General features: G+C 58.9%; 20 protein-coding genes. 18 read left to right on the forward strand and 2 right to left on the reverse strand.

Annotated elements, in window-relative coordinates; all coding sequences use genetic code 11:
* Positions 1-23: 23 nt before the first annotated feature.
* The 18 genes from PbB2_RS00440 (at position 24) to PbB2_RS15975 (ending at position 14,589) form a co-directional block, all read left to right on the forward strand.
* Complete coding sequence (locus PbB2_RS00440; protein WP_108983326.1) at positions 24-371, forward strand: capsid cement protein; 348 nt, start codon at positions 24-26, stop codon at positions 369-371.
* Between the two features lie 19 nt (positions 372-390).
* Positions 391-744 (forward strand): hypothetical protein, encoded by a 354-nt coding sequence (locus PbB2_RS00445; protein WP_133245664.1) that lies wholly within the window; start codon positions 391-393, stop codon positions 742-744.
* Entirely contained in the window at positions 741-1,412 is a 672-nt protein-coding gene (locus PbB2_RS00450) for a DUF6441 family protein (RefSeq protein ID WP_108983328.1), read from the forward strand. Before PbB2_RS00445 ends, PbB2_RS00450 begins: the two co-directional genes overlap by 4 nt.
* A gap of 3 nt (positions 1,413-1,415) precedes the next feature.
* Positions 1,416-1,940 (forward strand): hypothetical protein, encoded by a 525-nt coding sequence (locus PbB2_RS00455; RefSeq protein ID WP_108983329.1) that lies wholly within the window; start codon positions 1,416-1,418, stop codon positions 1,938-1,940.
* Positions 1,941-1,954: 14 nt separating this feature from the next.
* Positions 1,955-2,311 carry a hypothetical protein gene (locus PbB2_RS00460; RefSeq protein WP_108983330.1) on the forward strand — a complete coding sequence of 119 codons (357 nt, stop codon included), beginning with the start codon at positions 1,955-1,957 and terminating at the stop codon, positions 2,309-2,311.
* A gap of 88 nt (positions 2,312-2,399) precedes the next feature.
* Entirely contained in the window at positions 2,400-3,383 is a 984-nt protein-coding gene (locus PbB2_RS00465; protein ID WP_108983331.1) for a phage tail tube protein, read from the forward strand.
* Positions 3,383-3,922, forward strand: coding sequence for a hypothetical protein (locus PbB2_RS00470; RefSeq protein ID WP_108983332.1), 540 nt, complete (start codon positions 3,383-3,385; stop codon positions 3,920-3,922). Before PbB2_RS00465 ends, PbB2_RS00470 begins: the two co-directional genes overlap by 1 nt.
* Positions 3,923-3,996: 74 nt before the next feature.
* Positions 3,997-4,212: a hypothetical protein gene (locus PbB2_RS00475; RefSeq protein ID WP_133245665.1), complete on the forward strand. Its 216-nt coding sequence runs from the start codon at positions 3,997-3,999 to the stop codon at positions 4,210-4,212.
* Complete coding sequence (locus PbB2_RS00480; protein WP_108983334.1) at positions 4,205-6,541, forward strand: phage tail tape measure C-terminal domain-containing protein; 2,337 nt, start codon at positions 4,205-4,207, stop codon at positions 6,539-6,541. Before PbB2_RS00475 ends, PbB2_RS00480 begins: the two co-directional genes overlap by 8 nt.
* A gap of 9 nt (positions 6,542-6,550) precedes the next feature.
* Entirely contained in the window at positions 6,551-7,198 is a 648-nt protein-coding gene (locus PbB2_RS00485) for a hypothetical protein (protein ID WP_108983335.1), read from the forward strand.
* Positions 7,198-7,881 (forward strand): hypothetical protein, encoded by a 684-nt coding sequence (locus PbB2_RS00490; protein WP_108983336.1) that lies wholly within the window; start codon positions 7,198-7,200, stop codon positions 7,879-7,881. The genes PbB2_RS00485 and PbB2_RS00490 overlap by 1 nt, the downstream gene beginning before the upstream one ends.
* Positions 7,878-8,330, forward strand: coding sequence for a DUF6950 family protein (locus PbB2_RS00495; RefSeq protein ID WP_108983337.1), 453 nt, complete (start codon positions 7,878-7,880; stop codon positions 8,328-8,330). Before PbB2_RS00490 ends, PbB2_RS00495 begins: the two co-directional genes overlap by 4 nt.
* A complete protein-coding gene (locus PbB2_RS00500) occupies positions 8,330-11,314 on the forward strand; it encodes a phage tail protein (RefSeq protein WP_192576086.1) in 2,985 nt (994 codons plus the stop codon). The genes PbB2_RS00495 and PbB2_RS00500 overlap by 1 nt, the downstream gene beginning before the upstream one ends.
* A gap of 175 nt (positions 11,315-11,489) precedes the next feature.
* On the forward strand, positions 11,490-11,816 hold the full coding sequence (locus PbB2_RS00510; protein ID WP_108983340.1) for a hypothetical protein: 327 nt from the start codon (positions 11,490-11,492) through the stop codon (positions 11,814-11,816).
* 2 nt (positions 11,817-11,818) lie between these two features.
* Complete coding sequence (locus PbB2_RS00515; protein WP_108983341.1) at positions 11,819-12,202, forward strand: hypothetical protein; 384 nt, start codon at positions 11,819-11,821, stop codon at positions 12,200-12,202.
* Between the two features lie 91 nt (positions 12,203-12,293).
* Positions 12,294-13,871 (forward strand): hypothetical protein, encoded by a 1,578-nt coding sequence (locus PbB2_RS00520; protein WP_108983342.1) that lies wholly within the window; start codon positions 12,294-12,296, stop codon positions 13,869-13,871.
* 45 nt (positions 13,872-13,916) lie between these two features.
* On the forward strand, positions 13,917-14,399 hold the full coding sequence (locus PbB2_RS00525) for a D-Ala-D-Ala carboxypeptidase family metallohydrolase (RefSeq protein WP_238164783.1): 483 nt from the start codon (positions 13,917-13,919) through the stop codon (positions 14,397-14,399).
* A 13-nt stretch (positions 14,400-14,412) separates the two neighbouring features.
* Positions 14,413-14,589: a hypothetical protein gene (locus tag PbB2_RS15975; protein WP_192576087.1), complete on the forward strand. Its 177-nt coding sequence runs from the start codon at positions 14,413-14,415 to the stop codon at positions 14,587-14,589.
* Between the two features lie 689 nt (positions 14,590-15,278).
* Here PbB2_RS15975 and PbB2_RS00535 read toward each other — a convergent pair.
* Positions 15,279-15,698: a helix-turn-helix domain-containing protein gene (locus PbB2_RS00535; protein WP_108983344.1), complete on the reverse strand. Its 420-nt coding sequence runs from the start codon at positions 15,696-15,698 to the stop codon at positions 15,279-15,281.
* Complete coding sequence (locus PbB2_RS00540) at positions 15,698-15,976, reverse strand: hypothetical protein (RefSeq protein ID WP_108983345.1); 279 nt, start codon at positions 15,974-15,976, stop codon at positions 15,698-15,700. The genes PbB2_RS00535 and PbB2_RS00540 overlap by 1 nt, the downstream gene beginning before the upstream one ends.
* Positions 15,977-16,120 lie beyond the last annotated feature (144 nt).

Here is a 16,120-nt window from a genome sequence, read left to right on the forward strand (position 1 = left end):
CTTCTTAAACAAGGAAAACATCCATGAGAAACTATGTAGGGTCAGGCGACCGCGTCACCTTGACCGCGCCTGCAGGTGGCGTCCTGGTGGGCGTCGGCTATGTCATTGGCACCATCTTTTGCGTTGCCGTCGATTCAGCGGCAGTCGGCCGTCAATTCAGCGGCATTCGAAACGGCATTGTGTCGCTGCCCAAGCCAACCGCGACAGCCATCACCGAAGGTCAACGCCTGTGGTGGGACAACACCTTAAAGCGGGTTGAAACCAGCTCGCTTGCAGGGCGGTTCCTGATTGGTGCAGCTGGTGCGGCGGCGGCTGCCAACGCCACCACTGTCGAAGTCTGCCTCGACGGCATCAACGTCGTCGCAGTCTAAGCCTGAGGGTTCCGGCTCCATGTCCCGCATGTCAAGTGCTGCTGCACGGATCTTAAAGGCCAGCATCGCCTTTGATTCGATCATGGCAACTTGGCTGCCGCAGGGCGTGGGGCCGGGCCAAGCCGTCCTGCTTCAAGTCGAAGCCGCGCCTCAAGAGGAGGCCAGCTTGATGAGTACGCCAATTCGCCATGATCGGCTGAATGCTGCGGTTCTGGCCGCCGATCTGGTTGGTGCGCTGGCTTTGCACGACCTGATCCAGATTGCCGCACCGGCTGCCTATGCTGGTTCGTGGCGGGTCGACACGGTGCCGCGCACCGTATCCGACGACGATCCTTATGGCTTGCTTGTCCGCTTTGAGGCCTGCCGCGCATGATCCGTGCCAAGCTTGATATGTCCGGATTTGAAGCGCGCCGCGATGCGCTGGCAAAAGCGCCGCTGATTGCTTCTAAGCAAGCAATCAATGGTGGTGTGATTGCCCTCAAGGAACGCCTACGCGCCGATGTGGCCCGCGCATTTGGTAAAAGAATGGATTACACTTGGGCCAGCGAAGTTTATCCGGCTGGCAACCGACTGGCAAACAATCCAGCCGGGTTGGTTTTCTCCCGAGCACCCAAAATTGTTGAGTCCTTTGAGTATGGTGCCAACATTGAGGGTGGGAGAGCGGGTGCTTTGTACATTCCAATTCCAGGTACGCCAGCCGACAAGAAAAGAACAAAGGGAAAAAGTCTCGTTAGAGAGATGGTGCAGCGGTATGGTGCTCCGCTTGAGTTGCCACAGAAAGATGGCACAGGTTGGCTTTTGCTTTTTCGAGCGCGTACAGCAGAAAGTGGTAAACTGATCTCGCCATTTGTTCGAACAGATCGAAACACTGGCCAGCGAGTAATGGCTAAATCGGGCGTTAAATGGCAGCCTTTCTTTGTCGTAGAGCCTAGAGTGACTTTGGCACCTCGATTGAACGCTCGTCAGATCATCTCAAATTTTGAACGCGAATGGCCGGAGATTTATGTCAAGATTCTCACGCGCGTCATGAGGGATGCCTGAGTTATGGCCCTGACGCCAAACGCCCTCGCGCACAAAGCCGTGTTTGATCTTCTGCTTGCTGCAGAGCTTCTGCCAAGCTCGGTTCTGCCTAAACCGTGCTTTGATGAAGACACCGCACGGCCAACTGATCTGGCCTTGTCCTTTCAGGGCTCGCGCACCGAAGCCTGGCTCAACCTGCGCCCGATGGATGGCCGGTTTCTTTTTTCAGAGCTCGGCGGGCCAATTGAGATCCGGCACATGGAAGCTGAGTGCATGATTGAGTGGGTCGTGATCGGGCGTGGCGCGGATCCCGGTCAATCGTCCAGTCCACGTCGTGACCGGTTTGAGGATGGCCTGCTTGAGATTGCTGCGGCTATCGGGCCGCCCCGTGCTTTGGCCATTCCGGGGGTAGGGACAACCTACATCCGCATGGCTGATCAACCGCTTGCTCTGGCAGCCGACAGGTCAATCCTAGCAAGCATTCCCAATGTCTCCGCCTGTTCGGTGGCGGTGACCATTCTCATGGCCGTGCCGAGCCCTATCGGCTGATACTGGAGAGACCCATGACCCGCAAAAGACAGAACGATCCCAGCAATGTCCCCGCTGATGCAGAAGCCATTGCTGCCATTGCCGCCTCTGTGGAAGAGGCCAAGCAGCTCTACGCGCTCGACGATCACCGCACAGTCTTGATCCCCATCACGACTGATCCTGACACCGGCGCCATCATTGAGCAAAAGATTGCCACTCTGCCTGCCGATAAGCTGCCAAAGGGCGCAGTGGAACTGGGTGTTCCAGCCCCGATTCAAGATGATGGGTCCATGGTTCTCGTGTCCTCAACTGGCGGCATTGCCTATGTGCCCGCTGCCGATCTGGCCGATTACCCCGGCTTCGCGCGCGCCGTGGCCGAAATCCACTTCTAAGCCGCACCACATCGTCACTCTTCCTGCGGCGGTCCGGTTCTCCGGGCCGCCATTTCCATAACCCGCCCAGGTCCGAAAGGTCACTTTCATGTCCCAAATTGCTGCTGCGCTTACACCTGCTTTGGCGCGCATCGTCACGATTCCAGAGGTGACCTATGGGGTCACGCCAACGACCGGCACTGGCTTTCAGCGCGCCGCTATCCCGCCCTTCAGCTTCGGCCCAATTGATGGCATGACCGACGTCATGGAAGTGGGTGATGCGCGGGTCAACAGCCGCGATCCCACCTTCATCGGTCAGACGCTTTTGGCCCCAGTCGGCACCTTGCCGATCCTGCTTGATCTGGAAAACATTGACTGGATGCTGCGTCTGATCCTCGGCAATCCAACTCAGGTTGCAGGCTCAGGTCCAACCGCTGGCTTGACGCAAAACTCTTATCAGAGCGGCGGGGCCGTGGGTTCGGACTCGCTGCAATACACCCTCAATGATGAGGTCCGTCGCTGCTCTGGTGTGGCATGTGACAGCTTCAGCCTGCCACTGGGCAAGGTCGATGGCATCCGGCGCTTGGACTGCTCGATGATTGCCCGCGAAGTCTTGCGCAATCCCGGCGCCTGGACCCCTGCCAACAGCCCAACTGCGCGTCCCACGCCTTACTACGTGCCGGGCTGGGCCTCGACCATGACTGTCAATGGCACCCCTGTGCCGATTGAAGATGGCACGCTGAACTTTGCCAACAACTTTGTTCGCCGCCAAGAAACCAATGGCTCGCGCTTTACCTCCGACGCTGTCGGCGGCATCACGACCTGCAGCGGTGAATTCCGTCTGGCGCTGCGCAATGCTGCCCAGCTCGCAGCTTTTGCCGGCAGCACCACGTCTGTGGCCTTGACGTTCCAATTCCGCCCATCCTCGACTGATGAGCGGCGGTTGACCTTCACCCTGCCGCGCGCCTTTGTGATGGTGCCGGATCTGGAAGTCAGTGATGGTCCGGCGACAGTCACCTGCTCGTTTGACGCCAAGAGCCCGCTGACCGGCTCGGTCGGCATGCTGGCCGCCGAACTCTGGCACACGACCTAATGAAGTCGGTTCGCTCAATTGCCAGTGCTGCCCGTTTGCGCGCAGCGGCACTGGCGCACAGCACGACCCTCACCTTTGCTGAGGGTGGGTCGATCACGCTGCGCGGGGTTCACGTCGTGGATGAAGAGGCGGCGCGCGCGGCCCAGCACAGTGACATTGCCGACATGGACGTCGGTCAAGGTCTTTTGGCTGATTATGGTCTCATCGATCCTGTCACCTTTCCAGATGACTTTCATGGCCTGATGGGGCTGTCCTCAATCCTCTATGCCGCACATCTGGCTGCCCGCTGTGCAACCGCGCTCTCGGGCTTTACCGACGACAAGGGTGCGCCACTCAAAGCCGACGCACGATCCCTTTTTGCCATCATGATGCAGGAACGCGACGCCGCCCGCCAGCTGACCGATTGGGCCATGTCGCCGCCTGCATTCTGGAGTGCTGAGGGAAACGCATTGGGGTCGCCCTCCAGCACTTCTGGGGGTGCGGCCCAAAGCCCGATCCCATCCGCGACGGACCTCGAACAGGTCTCGGCCAAAAGCTGATGTCGCTCTTGATGTCGCCGGGGCTTTGGCAAGTCGGGCTGAACGGACTCTCAGGGGTCAACTGGGGCGCCCTGATGCCAATGCTGGACGGGGCCGATCACCTTGATCGCGCGCCGGGTTTGGTTCGGCATGCAGAGCTTCAAGTGCTTTCTGCCTACCGAAAGAAAGCCAGTGTTGAGCGCGAGTCCGCTGCCCAGATTGCGCAGATCCGCAAGGCCGATCCCAAAGCCGCAAACATTCAAAACTACGATCTGATTGATCCTGCCACTGAGGTCTTTCTGAATGGCTAAGCCCGTCAACATCAAGCTGCGGATTGAGGCAGAAAATGCCGACGCCGTCAAAAAGGCCTTGGAGGGGCTTGGCGTCACGGGTCAGTCCGCCATGAAAAAGCTTGAGGCTGCGGCCAAAGCCGCACGGCCAGAAACCAAGGCGCTGGCTGCTGCTGCCGATGATCTCAAAGGCCGCATGGACGGGCTGGGGCAGGACATTCCGGGTGTGTCGGCTGCCTTGCGGGGTCTGGGTCCAGCTGGCGCTGTTGCCGCTGGGGCCTTTGCGCTGGTTGCCTCCGCTGTGGCCGCAGGCATGACCGCCGCGCGCGAATACATGACCTGGGCCGCCGATCTGACCGATGCAGCCGACGCAGTCCAGACCAATGTCGAGTCTTTGCAGGCGTGGCGATTTGCGATGGAAGAGGTCGGCGGCACGTCGCAAGACCTTGATGCCGGATTGGCAGGCCTTAACAGCACGATTGGGGCGCTCAAGACCGGGCTGGGTGACGTCAAGCAAGTCGCCGCGCTCAAGGAATTGGGTCTCGATCCTGAGGTCGTGCGCAGTTGGAACAATCTGGAAGATGCCCTGCCCGCCATTGTCAGGGGGTTTGAGGGTGTCAAGGACGAGGCCACCCGCGTCCGCATTGCTGAGCGTCTTGGGATTAAAGAGCTTCTGCCCTTGCTGCGACTGGGGTCTGATGGCTTGGGCGATTTGGAGCAGCGGGCCAGTGATCTGGGGGTGACGGTCGACAAAGAAACGGTTGCTGCACTTGATGCCGCCAATCGCCGTCTTGAGATTGTGACAGACCGCATTCGCGGGCAAGCTGCGCCTGCCGTTGTGATGCTGGCCGAAGCCATGGCAGACATCGGTGAGGCTGCAGCTAACGCAATTGCCCCAGTCCTGATGCTTTTAGAATGGGTAAGCAAAGCTCTGGACAAAACTTGGGCTTTGCGGATGGCCGTTTCCGGGCTTCCAGGCATTGGCATGATGGCCGGACAAATGGTCGCGGCAAGTCAAGGCGATGTTCGCCGCATGCCAAAAGGCGGCCGTGGCGGCGGCGGTGGCGATTCTCAGTTCATTGATGATGTGATTCAGGAAAACAGGCGGCGCAACACCGCGTCCTATCAAGGTCCAAGAATTGACATTGGTAGCGGGCGGTCTGGTGGCTCGGGCCGTAACCGGGGTAACTCATCGGCAGCACGAGAGGCTGCCCAAGCGGTTCGTGATGCGGCTGAAGCCGTGCGTCGTAGCGAGCTTAATCAGCGTGAAATGGACCGGGCGCAGCTCGACATTCTGCGCGCAACCGAAGCCTTGGCAAAATCATCTGCCGAACGGCGCGCCATTTCAGAACAGCGCGTCACACTTGAGCGCGATCAGGCACTTGCTGCAATCAATGCGGACAAAGAACTGGATGAAACGACCAAAGCGCAAAAGCGCGTGGCGGTCGAAACCGCCTATCAAGCCGATTTGGCCAAGATTGCATCAGAGGCGTGGGAAGAGCTTGGCCAACAATTGGAAGAGCAGAAGCGGCGGGATGAGACCTCTCGCCGCCTGATTGAAGACGCAGAGCTCTCTATGCTTGAGAGCGCCTCACAGAATGCCAAGACCCGCCAAGAAGCTTTGGCAATTGAGATAAAGATCCTCGATCTGGTCACTGCCCGGCAGCTCGCAGAGATTGAAGCTCTTGAGGCATCTGAAGAGGCCAAGGCATTGGCGCGCGCAGCTGTTGAGGCCGCCAAAGCTGCCCAACAGGAAGTCATCAAGCGGCAGAACCAAAGCCCGCTGGAGCGGTATGGGGATACGCTGAAGCGTGAGCGAGACAACATCAATGATTCCTTGGAATCCATTGCCGTTGGCGGTCTGCAAAGTCTTGAAGACGGCCTGACCTCCATCATTGATGGCACCAAGTCTGTGAAGCAGGCCTTTTCGGACATGGCCCGCTCTATTCTTGCCGAGCTGACCCGCTTGGCCATCCGCCAATGGATCATCAAGCCGCTGCTCGACGCAATCAAGCGTGGTGGCAATGGCTCTGGCGACTGGTTTGGGGGCGGCCGCGCCCTGGGCGGGCCTGTCATGGCAGGGGCCAGCTACATTGTCGGCGAGCGGGGACCAGAGCGGTTTGTGCCCGCACTGCCGGGTTACATCCAGCCCAGCAATTCAGGGTCACTCAAGGTCAATATCTACAATGCGCCAACCCCTGCCAGCGTCCAGCCTCGGGCAGACGGTGGCGTCGACATCATTTTTCAGCGGCTCGATCAGCACGATCAGCGGCTCAATCAGCTGGATCAATCCATCGAAGGTCGCGCACTGGGTGCTTACTCCGACGCCCGCCGACGTGGCTATTTTTAGGGTCTGACGATGACGGAAATCATCAACGTGCCATGGCAGGGGGTCTCGGGCGGGTCGTGCGAATTGCAGACAGGCCATGCCGAAAACCCAGCCCGTAGCTTCGAGTATGATCAGACCCTCAATCTGTCGGGGCCGCGCTGGATACTGCGCGTTCGGTTGAGTGATCGCGATGGTGAACAGGGCGGGCGCATCCGGGCCTTTCTGGCCCGGCTGGCTGCCTTGGGTGGTCGCTTCCGATGCTTTGATCCATTGCGGCGCAGGCCGCTGCAGTACGCGCTGACCGCCACACGCGGCTGGCTGGCCAATACCAGTGTTGAGGCCAGCATCGTCTCCATTGCCGCCAGCACCTATAACATCACAGTGAGTGGTCTGAGCATCGGTGCCATCTTCAAGCCGGGCGATGCTCTGTCGTATGCTTTCGGCGGCGAACAGCGACTTTATCGCATCGTCAATGACACGGATGTTGTGGCCAATGCCTCCGGCCAAGCCACATTCATGGTTGTTCCCAGACCGCGCGCGGCTTCCGTTGGCACTGCCGTCCGCTTCGACAATGCAACATCTGTCTTCAAGCTGATTGGTCAAGAGCCTGCGGGGGTTGATCTGGTCCCCGGCCCCCTGCCCGTGTCAATCGAGCTGACCGCGATTGAGGTCTTGTGATGGCGCTGGCTCTCACCACACCGCAGCGCAATCTGCTCCGCAGCCGCAACATCGGCTTGCGGATGCTGGTGCAATTCACGTTTGGGGCCAACATCTATCGGTTCACCGATGATGAGGACACGATTGTCTGGAACGGCTTTAACTGGTTGGGCGCGGGCCAGATCGCGACCATTTCAGCCCGCGCGCTGACGGCTGGTTCCAGTGCCGACGGGGTGACAATCACGGTCAATGGTGCGGGCCTTGCCACGCCTGACGATCCCTCTGCGGCCACTCTCTTGGCCACGATTTATGCCGAGGCCAAGCAATGGGATCGGGTGGACATGTTTCTGCTTTATTTTGATGCAGCCACAGGCGTTCCTGTGTTCCAAGCGCCGTTCCTGATTGGTCGCTTGGCCGGTGCGCCATTGCTGCGACAGCCCGGCGCAGCTGCCCAGCTGCAGCTTGAGATTGAGGCTGATGACATCATTCTGGACCGCGCGCCTGGTCGAACCCGGTCGGACTCTGATCAGCGCCGCATGTGGCCGGTAGGCGGCGGCGGCTTTCATCTGGCGGGTGCGGCTTCAGCACAGGCGGGTTCGGTTTGGTGGGGACAGGATGCGCCCGCTGCAACTGTGCCGCGCGCCAACAATCTGATTGGCCGTGTGATCCAGCGCGCGATTGCTGCCGATGAGGCCCTGCGATGAGCTTGCACCCCGATTATCTTGCAATCCTGCCCAAAGCGATTTGGCAATGGCAGGGCGTGCGGCACGTGTTTGGCGCCTCTGATTGCGTTTGCTTTGTGCGCGACGTGCTGCTTCGGATCGGCGCGCGTGACCCCTTGCCCAAAGGGATAAACTGGTCGTCGCGGCGCGGTGCGTTGCGTGTTCTGCGCCGCATGGGCGGCATCACGGGGCAATTGGCTCGCATCTATCCTGAAACATCGCTGGTCCAGCTGCGCTCGGGCGATGTGCTGGCCCGTGAGCCGGACGCTGAGGGGGTGATGGGGGCTGTCTACATCATTCATGCCGCGCGCGCTTGGTCGGTTCTGGAAGGTGATGCCATCAGCCCCGGTGGGTTAATCTCTGAAGACGTGCAGCTTTTGGTGTCGCAGGCTGGCACATGGCGCGGCTTTGCCACGCAGGAGGCGGTGTGATGGGGCCGGTCGCTGCTGCAGCTTCCTTTATCATCAAGGCAGCCGCTGCCAACACAATCAAAGGCTTTCTGATCCGAACCGTTTTAACGGTGGGGGCGCAGATGGCCTTTCAGGCTCTCTCGCCCAAACCAAAGATGGGGGCCGATAGCGCAGCATCGGGTGTTGAGCAGCAGCGGCAATTGGGGGAGGCAACACCCCGCGCCATTGCACTTGGGTGGACCATTGTCGCAGGGTCTGAATGCGCGCTCTGGGCTTCGGGTGATGGCGATGACAACCGTTTCAACACCCGTGTGATTGTTGTCAGCGATTGGCCGACGCAATTGCAGAAGGTCTGGGTCCGTGGCCGCGAACTGACCTTTGAGGGCGACATCAACACGGGCTGGTTTGCCTGCAATCAGTACAGATCCAAGCAAGGTGCGGCGCGGGTGTGGATGCGCTTTATCCGGGGGGACTGGAACCAAGCAGCTGACCCGCTCTTGATCTCTTACGCCAATGCCAACGGCTCTTGGACAGCTGACGACAGGCTGCGCGGGGTCTCTGCTCTCTTGATCCGGCGCGAGTATGACGTCGATGCCTTCCAATCTGGGGCACCAGACAATGATGATTTGCGCGTCGAGGTCCGCAACGCGCCGGTTTACGACTGGCGCGACGCAACCCAGTCCCTGACGGACGTGACAACCTGGAAGCCCAGTGAGAACCCCGTGGTTCTTCTGGAGAATGCGTTAAGCCTCCTGCGCGCCCCGGCTCAATTCAGTCCGGGCTCGACCGATCCAATCGTCGGCCCAGGTCTTGATTTCAGCCGCAGGCCTTTGGCCAAGCTGACGGCCATGGCCAACATCTGTGACGAGCTCGTCAGTGGCCAGCCACGTTATCGCGCTGGCGGTGTTGTCACCTCGACCATGAATGGCCGCGCCATTATTGAGCGATTTGCAGCTGCCTGTGCCGGGTCATGGGTCAGCTCGGGCGAGGGCGGCTATCTGCGCCCCGGCCACGTTCCGGCACCCGTCATGGACATCCCAGCCGGGGCGCTGCAAGCGTCTGCTTCTGATCGTTACGACCCGTGGGCAAGGCCTGATGCCGCCGTCAACACGGTGATTGCGTCCTATCCAGATCCCGCGCTTGGCTGGCAGATCACGCCATTGCCGGCAGCATCTGATCCGGCGTGGGTGAGTGCCCAAGGCGGTGTGCGATCTGATCCGCTTGATCTGTCGTTTGTGCCGTACCGGGATCAGGCTTGGCGCATTGCAACCCGGCGCGCGCGCGGCATGCAATTAATGGGCGCGCGCGATTTCACCGGGCCACATTGGCTGGTTGAGCTGGAGCCGGGCGACGTTGTTACCGCCCCGGACCCCGCCCTGCCGTATCTGTCGACCCGTTGGTGGATGGTGCAGCGCAGCGTCTTGATGGCCAAGCAAGACGGGCTGACAACGCAGATCAGCTTGGTCGAGATTGATTCCGCGATCGATGCCGCGCCGCCCGCAATTGGTGCGGCCGCAGGCTTCACCCCGTCCTCGCTCTCGCGCGCGTTGGCTGTTCCAGCGGTGACCATTGGCCAGCGCGTCGTGTCGGGCGGGTCTGGTGGACAATACCCCGAATTGACTTTCTTGATTCCAGACACAGCTTCTCAGAGCTCAGGCGTGGTGCAGCTGCAGGGCCCGGCCAGTGCAAACGATAACGCCTTGTTGGCAGCCGCTCAGATCCGCAACATCAATCTGTCGCGTGGGCTCTTGGTTGGTGAGGCAGTGGTGCCGGGCTGGTATCGCTGGCGAGCGGCAGGTCGGGATGTGGATGGCTCGGTCGGGGCCTTCGATGCTTCTTGGCATGCTGCGGTTCAAGTCACAGCGCCATTGGTCGCCGGTCAGGCAGGTACGGGCATTGGTGGCGCGCCTATCTTGAACAGCCAAGTGACTGGCTTTGCCAATCAGGCGATCGACAGTGAATTCGTTTACTTTGATCGCACTTGGGGTGCACTTTTCGCAAGTGCAGGGACTTGGACGGTCAGCAAGTTTGTAGCGCTTGGGGCTACGCAGGTTTTGCGGCGCGCGGCTTCTGCGCCGCCCGCAGGCGCTCAATTCAATATTGGCCAAGCGTTGGCTGCCTCTCTGCCCGTGCAAGAAGGGCAGCGCCTTGAAGCATCGGGCATCGTATCGATCACCAATTGCACGCCTGCCTCAAGCCTACAGGTATCTTGGTTTAACGCGGCTGGTTCGTTTGTTGGCGCAACGGTTGTCGCGAACTCCAATGCAGACAATGTGGTTGGCGGGTTCGTCACAGTTCCCTCGGGCATCGGGGCCGCCATTGCCTCGTTGACTGCGGTGTATTTCGTCAACACAGGTGGAATCTACACCGAAGGGCGATTTGCTCGCCCAGTCTTGCGCATCGCGTCGGCTGAGCAATCAATTCTGACCGCCTACACACCGGGGCCTGTTGAACGCAACGCGGACCAGACGGGCGGCAACACGGCGGCAGGTATCATTGGTCAAGGGGCGCTGGCAACCAAGAACACCATTGGCCTTGGTGATGTAACCAACGGCACCAACCCAAACAATTCAACACTGGCTGAAACCTCCACAGGCACCATCACCTTGACGACCAGTTGGGGGACGATCAGCGACACAACTGTGGCAAGCTGGAAGGGCGGGCTGGCAGATGTGCGGTGGATGTTCACTGGCTTTATTTCTGCCAGTCAGACTTGGATTGCCTTGCCGTCGCCATTTCCGACACCTAAGCTGATTCTGGCCCGCCTTTTAATTGATAACGTGGCAACTGGCCCTGAGATTGTGGCCGGGGTTCTGGGCATCACGTTCAAAGGAAACACCGATTGGGCAGAGGAATTGTCCGCACCCATTCAGGCTGTGTTCCAAGAAGCTGTGGCAGCCGGATCAAATCGAAACTTCAAAGTTCAATTGCGTGTCAGCCGAGACAGCTTGGGGCTTGGCCCGTCCCGCCCTGGCCGCATGACAGTACGGGAATGCTTGCTGTGAAGATGTTACCTGTTTTGATTGTCGCGCTGATGCTGGTGGCTTGCAAGGATCAAGAGCCTTCGGGCGGTTCTGGTGGTGGATACTCAGCGCCACAACCCGGTGCCCCTGCGCCGCAACGTGTTTTTGATTGCGGCAATTTCTTCTCTCCAAACCCATGCAAAAAGGAATATGGCCGATGAACCTTCCAGACCTGCGCTTGGCGATAGATACGCTTGCCATGGGGCCACGCGGCACTCAGGCTCTGCGAGAAGCAATCGCCCATCCATCAGTGGTCGTCGTGACTGTGGCTGCATTCCAGGATTTGCGCAGCCGTGTGGCTGATTTGGATGACAACGAAGTGGAAATCCTGCGCCACGCCTGTCGCCATATCAGGACAAACCATTGGCACGGTCTGACGGCGGACGCCATTGCGGTCGAGGCCAGCTTGCCTGCGCCTGTACCGCCAGCGGTCGATCCACCTGTGATCGACCTTCCCATCAACCTGTCAAACCAAGGCGATTGACAATGGCCGAAACCGCGCCGCGCACCCGAGCCAAAGAGCCCAGCCACACCGATCTGTTGGTTCAAATCGGCCTTAGATTTGACCGCATCGAGGCTCGCCTTGATCACGGCGAAAAGCGCTTTGATCGTCTTGAAGACAAAATCGACAAGGCCGAGCAGACGCGCGCAGAAATGGTGCGAGAGCTGGCCACTCTCCAGGCCACGGCGGACGCGCATCAAGCCTCGGTCGACGCCAACAAAACCCCGCCTTGGTGGCTGTCTTGGAAGCCGGTGGCCATCATCGTGGTGTTGTCAGTCTTTGCGGGCGCGGGCCTAACGGCGCTCGCCATTGCTGGCTTGGACATTGTCCCCAAGCTGACCGCGATCAAGGCCGCGGTGCACCCTTAAACAAGCTCTTTTCGGTCTCTGACCGATTGAACGCCGGGCAGCAGCCCGGCGCATGACCTTTCATGTCCATCTCACTGTAGGAGTATTCGAGATGTCCCTTGTGTCACTTGGCATCGATGGCGCGCTGCACGAGCAGGAATCCCCTGGCATCATTTACCCCATTCAGTCGATCCATCCCCGATTCATGGATCTGTTGGGTCGGTTGAAGACGACTCTGCATCAGAACATTTATGATGCCGACTTTGAGTATGGGCCCCAGCCACTGCGGTGGGAGTCACTCACACTCAACGGCGGTGCGCAGCTGCATTTGCCTCAAGAGGGCGGCGTGCGGCTGAGTGTTCCAACCACGGCCAACGCGGTCTCAATCCGTCAGTCGCGACCTTATCACCGCTATCAGCCCGGCAAAACGATGCTGATGGCAAGCTTTGTTCTGATGGATCCAGCGGTGGTCGGCAATCGGCAGCGCTGCGGCTTTTTTGATGATACCAATGGCGTGTTCTTTGAACAGGGCGATCCCGACCTAACCCCGCGTCCAAACAACTTGGGCCCACGCAATCCCTCCGGCATGTCGGTCGTTCGGCGCACCGATAACGACGGCACAATTCAGGAGGAGCGAGTCCCTTTGCAAGACTGGAGCGGCAACAAGGACATCATTTACAAGCTGAATTGGGATCGGCCTCAAATGATCTGGATTGCCTACACCTATTATGGCGGCGGATCGGTCCAGTATGGCTGCTACTTGGAAGGCCAGCCTCACATCCTTCATGAGATCCACTGGGGCAATAGAGCCAACGTGATTCGCCCCTGGGCTCGGACTGGCAATTTGCCTGTTCGCTATGAAACGCGGAACATTAACGCCACATCGGTCGGGTCGAGCATGGTGCATTATGGCGTTTCGGTCATTGTCGATGGCGGCATCGATGAGCAGCGCGGCGGCACCTACTCTTATGGCATGGCCCTGCAAACACCGCGCCGGACCGTGAGTGCCAACACTATTCGTTTCCCGGTCCTTTCAATTCGCATGCGCACAATGGGGACGCTTGAGTACACCCAAGCCACTCAGCCATTGACGGCGGGGACAACTGGGTCAGCGACCGTAGGGGCGGCATCCTGGGCAACCGACCAATGGCGCGGCCGTCATTTCAACTACTTTGTTGGTGGCGTCAGCTATATGGGGCGGATCACAGGAAACAATGCCACAACGCTAACCTTGGTCGATCCGATCACAGGCGGGCCTTTAGCCGTCGCGCCCGTCGCAGGGCAGCCATTCACCATTGGCTTGATCAATCGTGGCCAGCTTTTGCCGCGGCGTTTGATGCTGGCATCAGATGGTTTGGCACAGCTTGAATTCATTCTGTCGACGCCATCCAGCCCTGTGCTTTTGACGGGGGCGAACTTCCAGCCGTTGGCCCAGCTTGGTTCTCCAAACTCATTTGCTGAGCGCGACGTCAGTGCCACCGCTTATGTGTCTGGGGGCGAGGTTGTGAAAGCTTCCCCTCTGCCATTTGGTGGCTCTGGCCTGCAAGAGCTGTCCTTGGCCGAGCTCTTTCCGCTCTACACCAACATTCGTGGCACAGTGACCGACACACTCACCTTGGCCGTAACAACCCAAGCAGGCCAGGCGGCAAACGTGGGTGCGACGTTCGATGCACAAGAGGCCATGTCCTAGTCCGCACTTCCAACCAGTGTAACCCCCTGAAAAGAGGCATTTGCCATGACCACAACAATCGACCGGACTCCGGTCAAACCCGCCCCTGCGCCTGGTATGTTGTCGAACAACTTCTCGCTGGCTGAGTTTGTCGAAAGCGATACCGCGATGCGGCGAAGGATCGCCAACGTGCCCAACTCTGCCGTCATGGAGCGGCTGAAGAACACAGCGGCAAACATGGAAAAGGTGCGCGAGATCCTGGGCAATGTCCCAGTCCATGTCACAAGCGGCTATCGGTCGCCAGCCCTCAACAAGGCCGTCGGCGGCTCGCCAAATTCCGATCACATCGATGGCGACGCCTGCGACTTTCGAGCACCGGCCTTTGGGCCACCAATCCTCATTTGCCATGCCATCGTCAAAAGTGGCCTGCGCTTCGACCAGCTGATCGAGGAAGGCACGTGGGTGCATATCTCGTTTGGCCCGCGCATGCGTCAACAAGTTCTGACCATGCGCGGGGGAAAGTACTTCAACGGGCTGCGGCCCATCTAAACAGGAGACTGCGATGCGTTACGTCCTCGATCGGCTCAAAGAGCCCTCCACCTATGCGGGCCTTGCAGCCCTTGCAGCTGCCTTCGGCGTTCATGTTGACGGCCAAGTGCTTCAAGCCAGCTTTGGCGTCGCCACTGCGGCGGCTGGGCTGGCCTCGGTTCTGATCAAGGAAAAAGGCGAAAGCTGGTAAGCTCCCGGCGCAGCGGGTTATCTGCGCACCCCTGAGCGAGCACAACTGCCCCACCGGCCTTGGCGCCGGTGGGGCTTTTTCATTCCTCGTAGTATGCTCTTGAAAATGGTGACCTATGGCCGAGGCGCCGATCCAGATAGTTAAGCGTTGATGTTGTTAAGCGCTCAAGTTGATCCACATCAGCTATCTTTACGCTACGACCATTGGGCGCAACGATTCTCAGGCAGGGCATGTTTGAAGCTGGATCGTGCCCAAAATTGCATTCGCAACCGACGCTCTGCGCCCACAAAGCATAAGCACCATAAGAAGCCGATCCGAATGGAAACGACACGATCAGGCAGCCATGCGCATCTCAGTGCAAGCGTCGCGAGACTCCAAGGCTACAGCATTTGTCCAGATTTCATGAAATCGCGCTGGGGCCGGGTCAATAGCTTCCAAGCCCTTCCCTTCAAGGATAAGAGTGGCTTCAAAGCGCTCTTGAAGCTTGGGGAGGCTATCGGCTTGCACACAGATGTCATGTTCAAGACATTGCGCCACAAACACTTCCTCCTCGCGGAAAACCACGACTCGCAAACTCTTGTGCCCAGACATTGAACTGATCCCTCCATGATCGACTGTCGATTTGGGATAAAGCCAGAAAGATGTCAATAAAGATTTACGCTTGATCCCTCAAGTGTCCAAAACACTTTTCACTCTCGCGCGCTAGTCGCCCACTCCGCCGCGGCGCTCGCCACCGTCGATCCGCGCGGTACTATCTTGACCGCGCCCAAAGGCAATTGAGCCACCGCAAGACCAATCGTCGCGCGTTCGTGATTGAGGTTCACAAATCCGTTGGCCTTGGCCTCGTAATCGTCAGTCGACATGCCAATCTCGATCACATCAGGCGATCCGTGTAGGCTGCCCAGCTCCTCGTAGGCATCAAGCAAGGTGTCGGATTTTTCGAGCATTCGGCTGACAAGGTCGTGCATCGCCTCCAAGGCATCAGCTGGAGTCCGCGACTTTCCGCGCGACCAATCTCGCACAGTCTCTTTTGTGACACCCAAAAAATTTCCGGCCTCAATGTAAGAGAGGCCGGAAGCTGCAAGAAGTGCGGAAAATGGGGTTGCCATTAAGCTGCCTCAATTGCGATCTGGGGAGAGTTATAGCCGTCTGGCTTGATCAACCAGTCGGCTGTGATGCTTTCAAAGACGGCGCGCTCTATGGCCCGAACCAGAGGGTGGCTGTCACCATTAAAATCTTCGCTATTCACCAGATCAAGATAACTGGCGACCTCGGTCTTTTCGGACTCGGTGTAGCTTTCGAACAGGTCGTACCCTGCTTGAGCATGCGCCGCATAATCGCGGTCGGAAACAAAGCGGCTCGAAATGGTGATATTGATGTTGGTCATAACTGGCTCTCCGTTATCAGTCGGGGCCATCCCCGCCTGTGATATGATACATATTCCCACTTTATGGGAAATGCAAGAGCAACGCTGCGTTTTTCCTGCGGTGCCATGAAAAAAGGCTACAGTTAAAACTTTGAATCTATTTTG

Source organism: Candidatus Phycosocius bacilliformis (assembly GCF_003112735.1).
Classification (GTDB): domain Bacteria; phylum Pseudomonadota; class Alphaproteobacteria; order Caulobacterales; family Aquidulcibacteraceae; genus Aquidulcibacter; species Aquidulcibacter bacilliformis.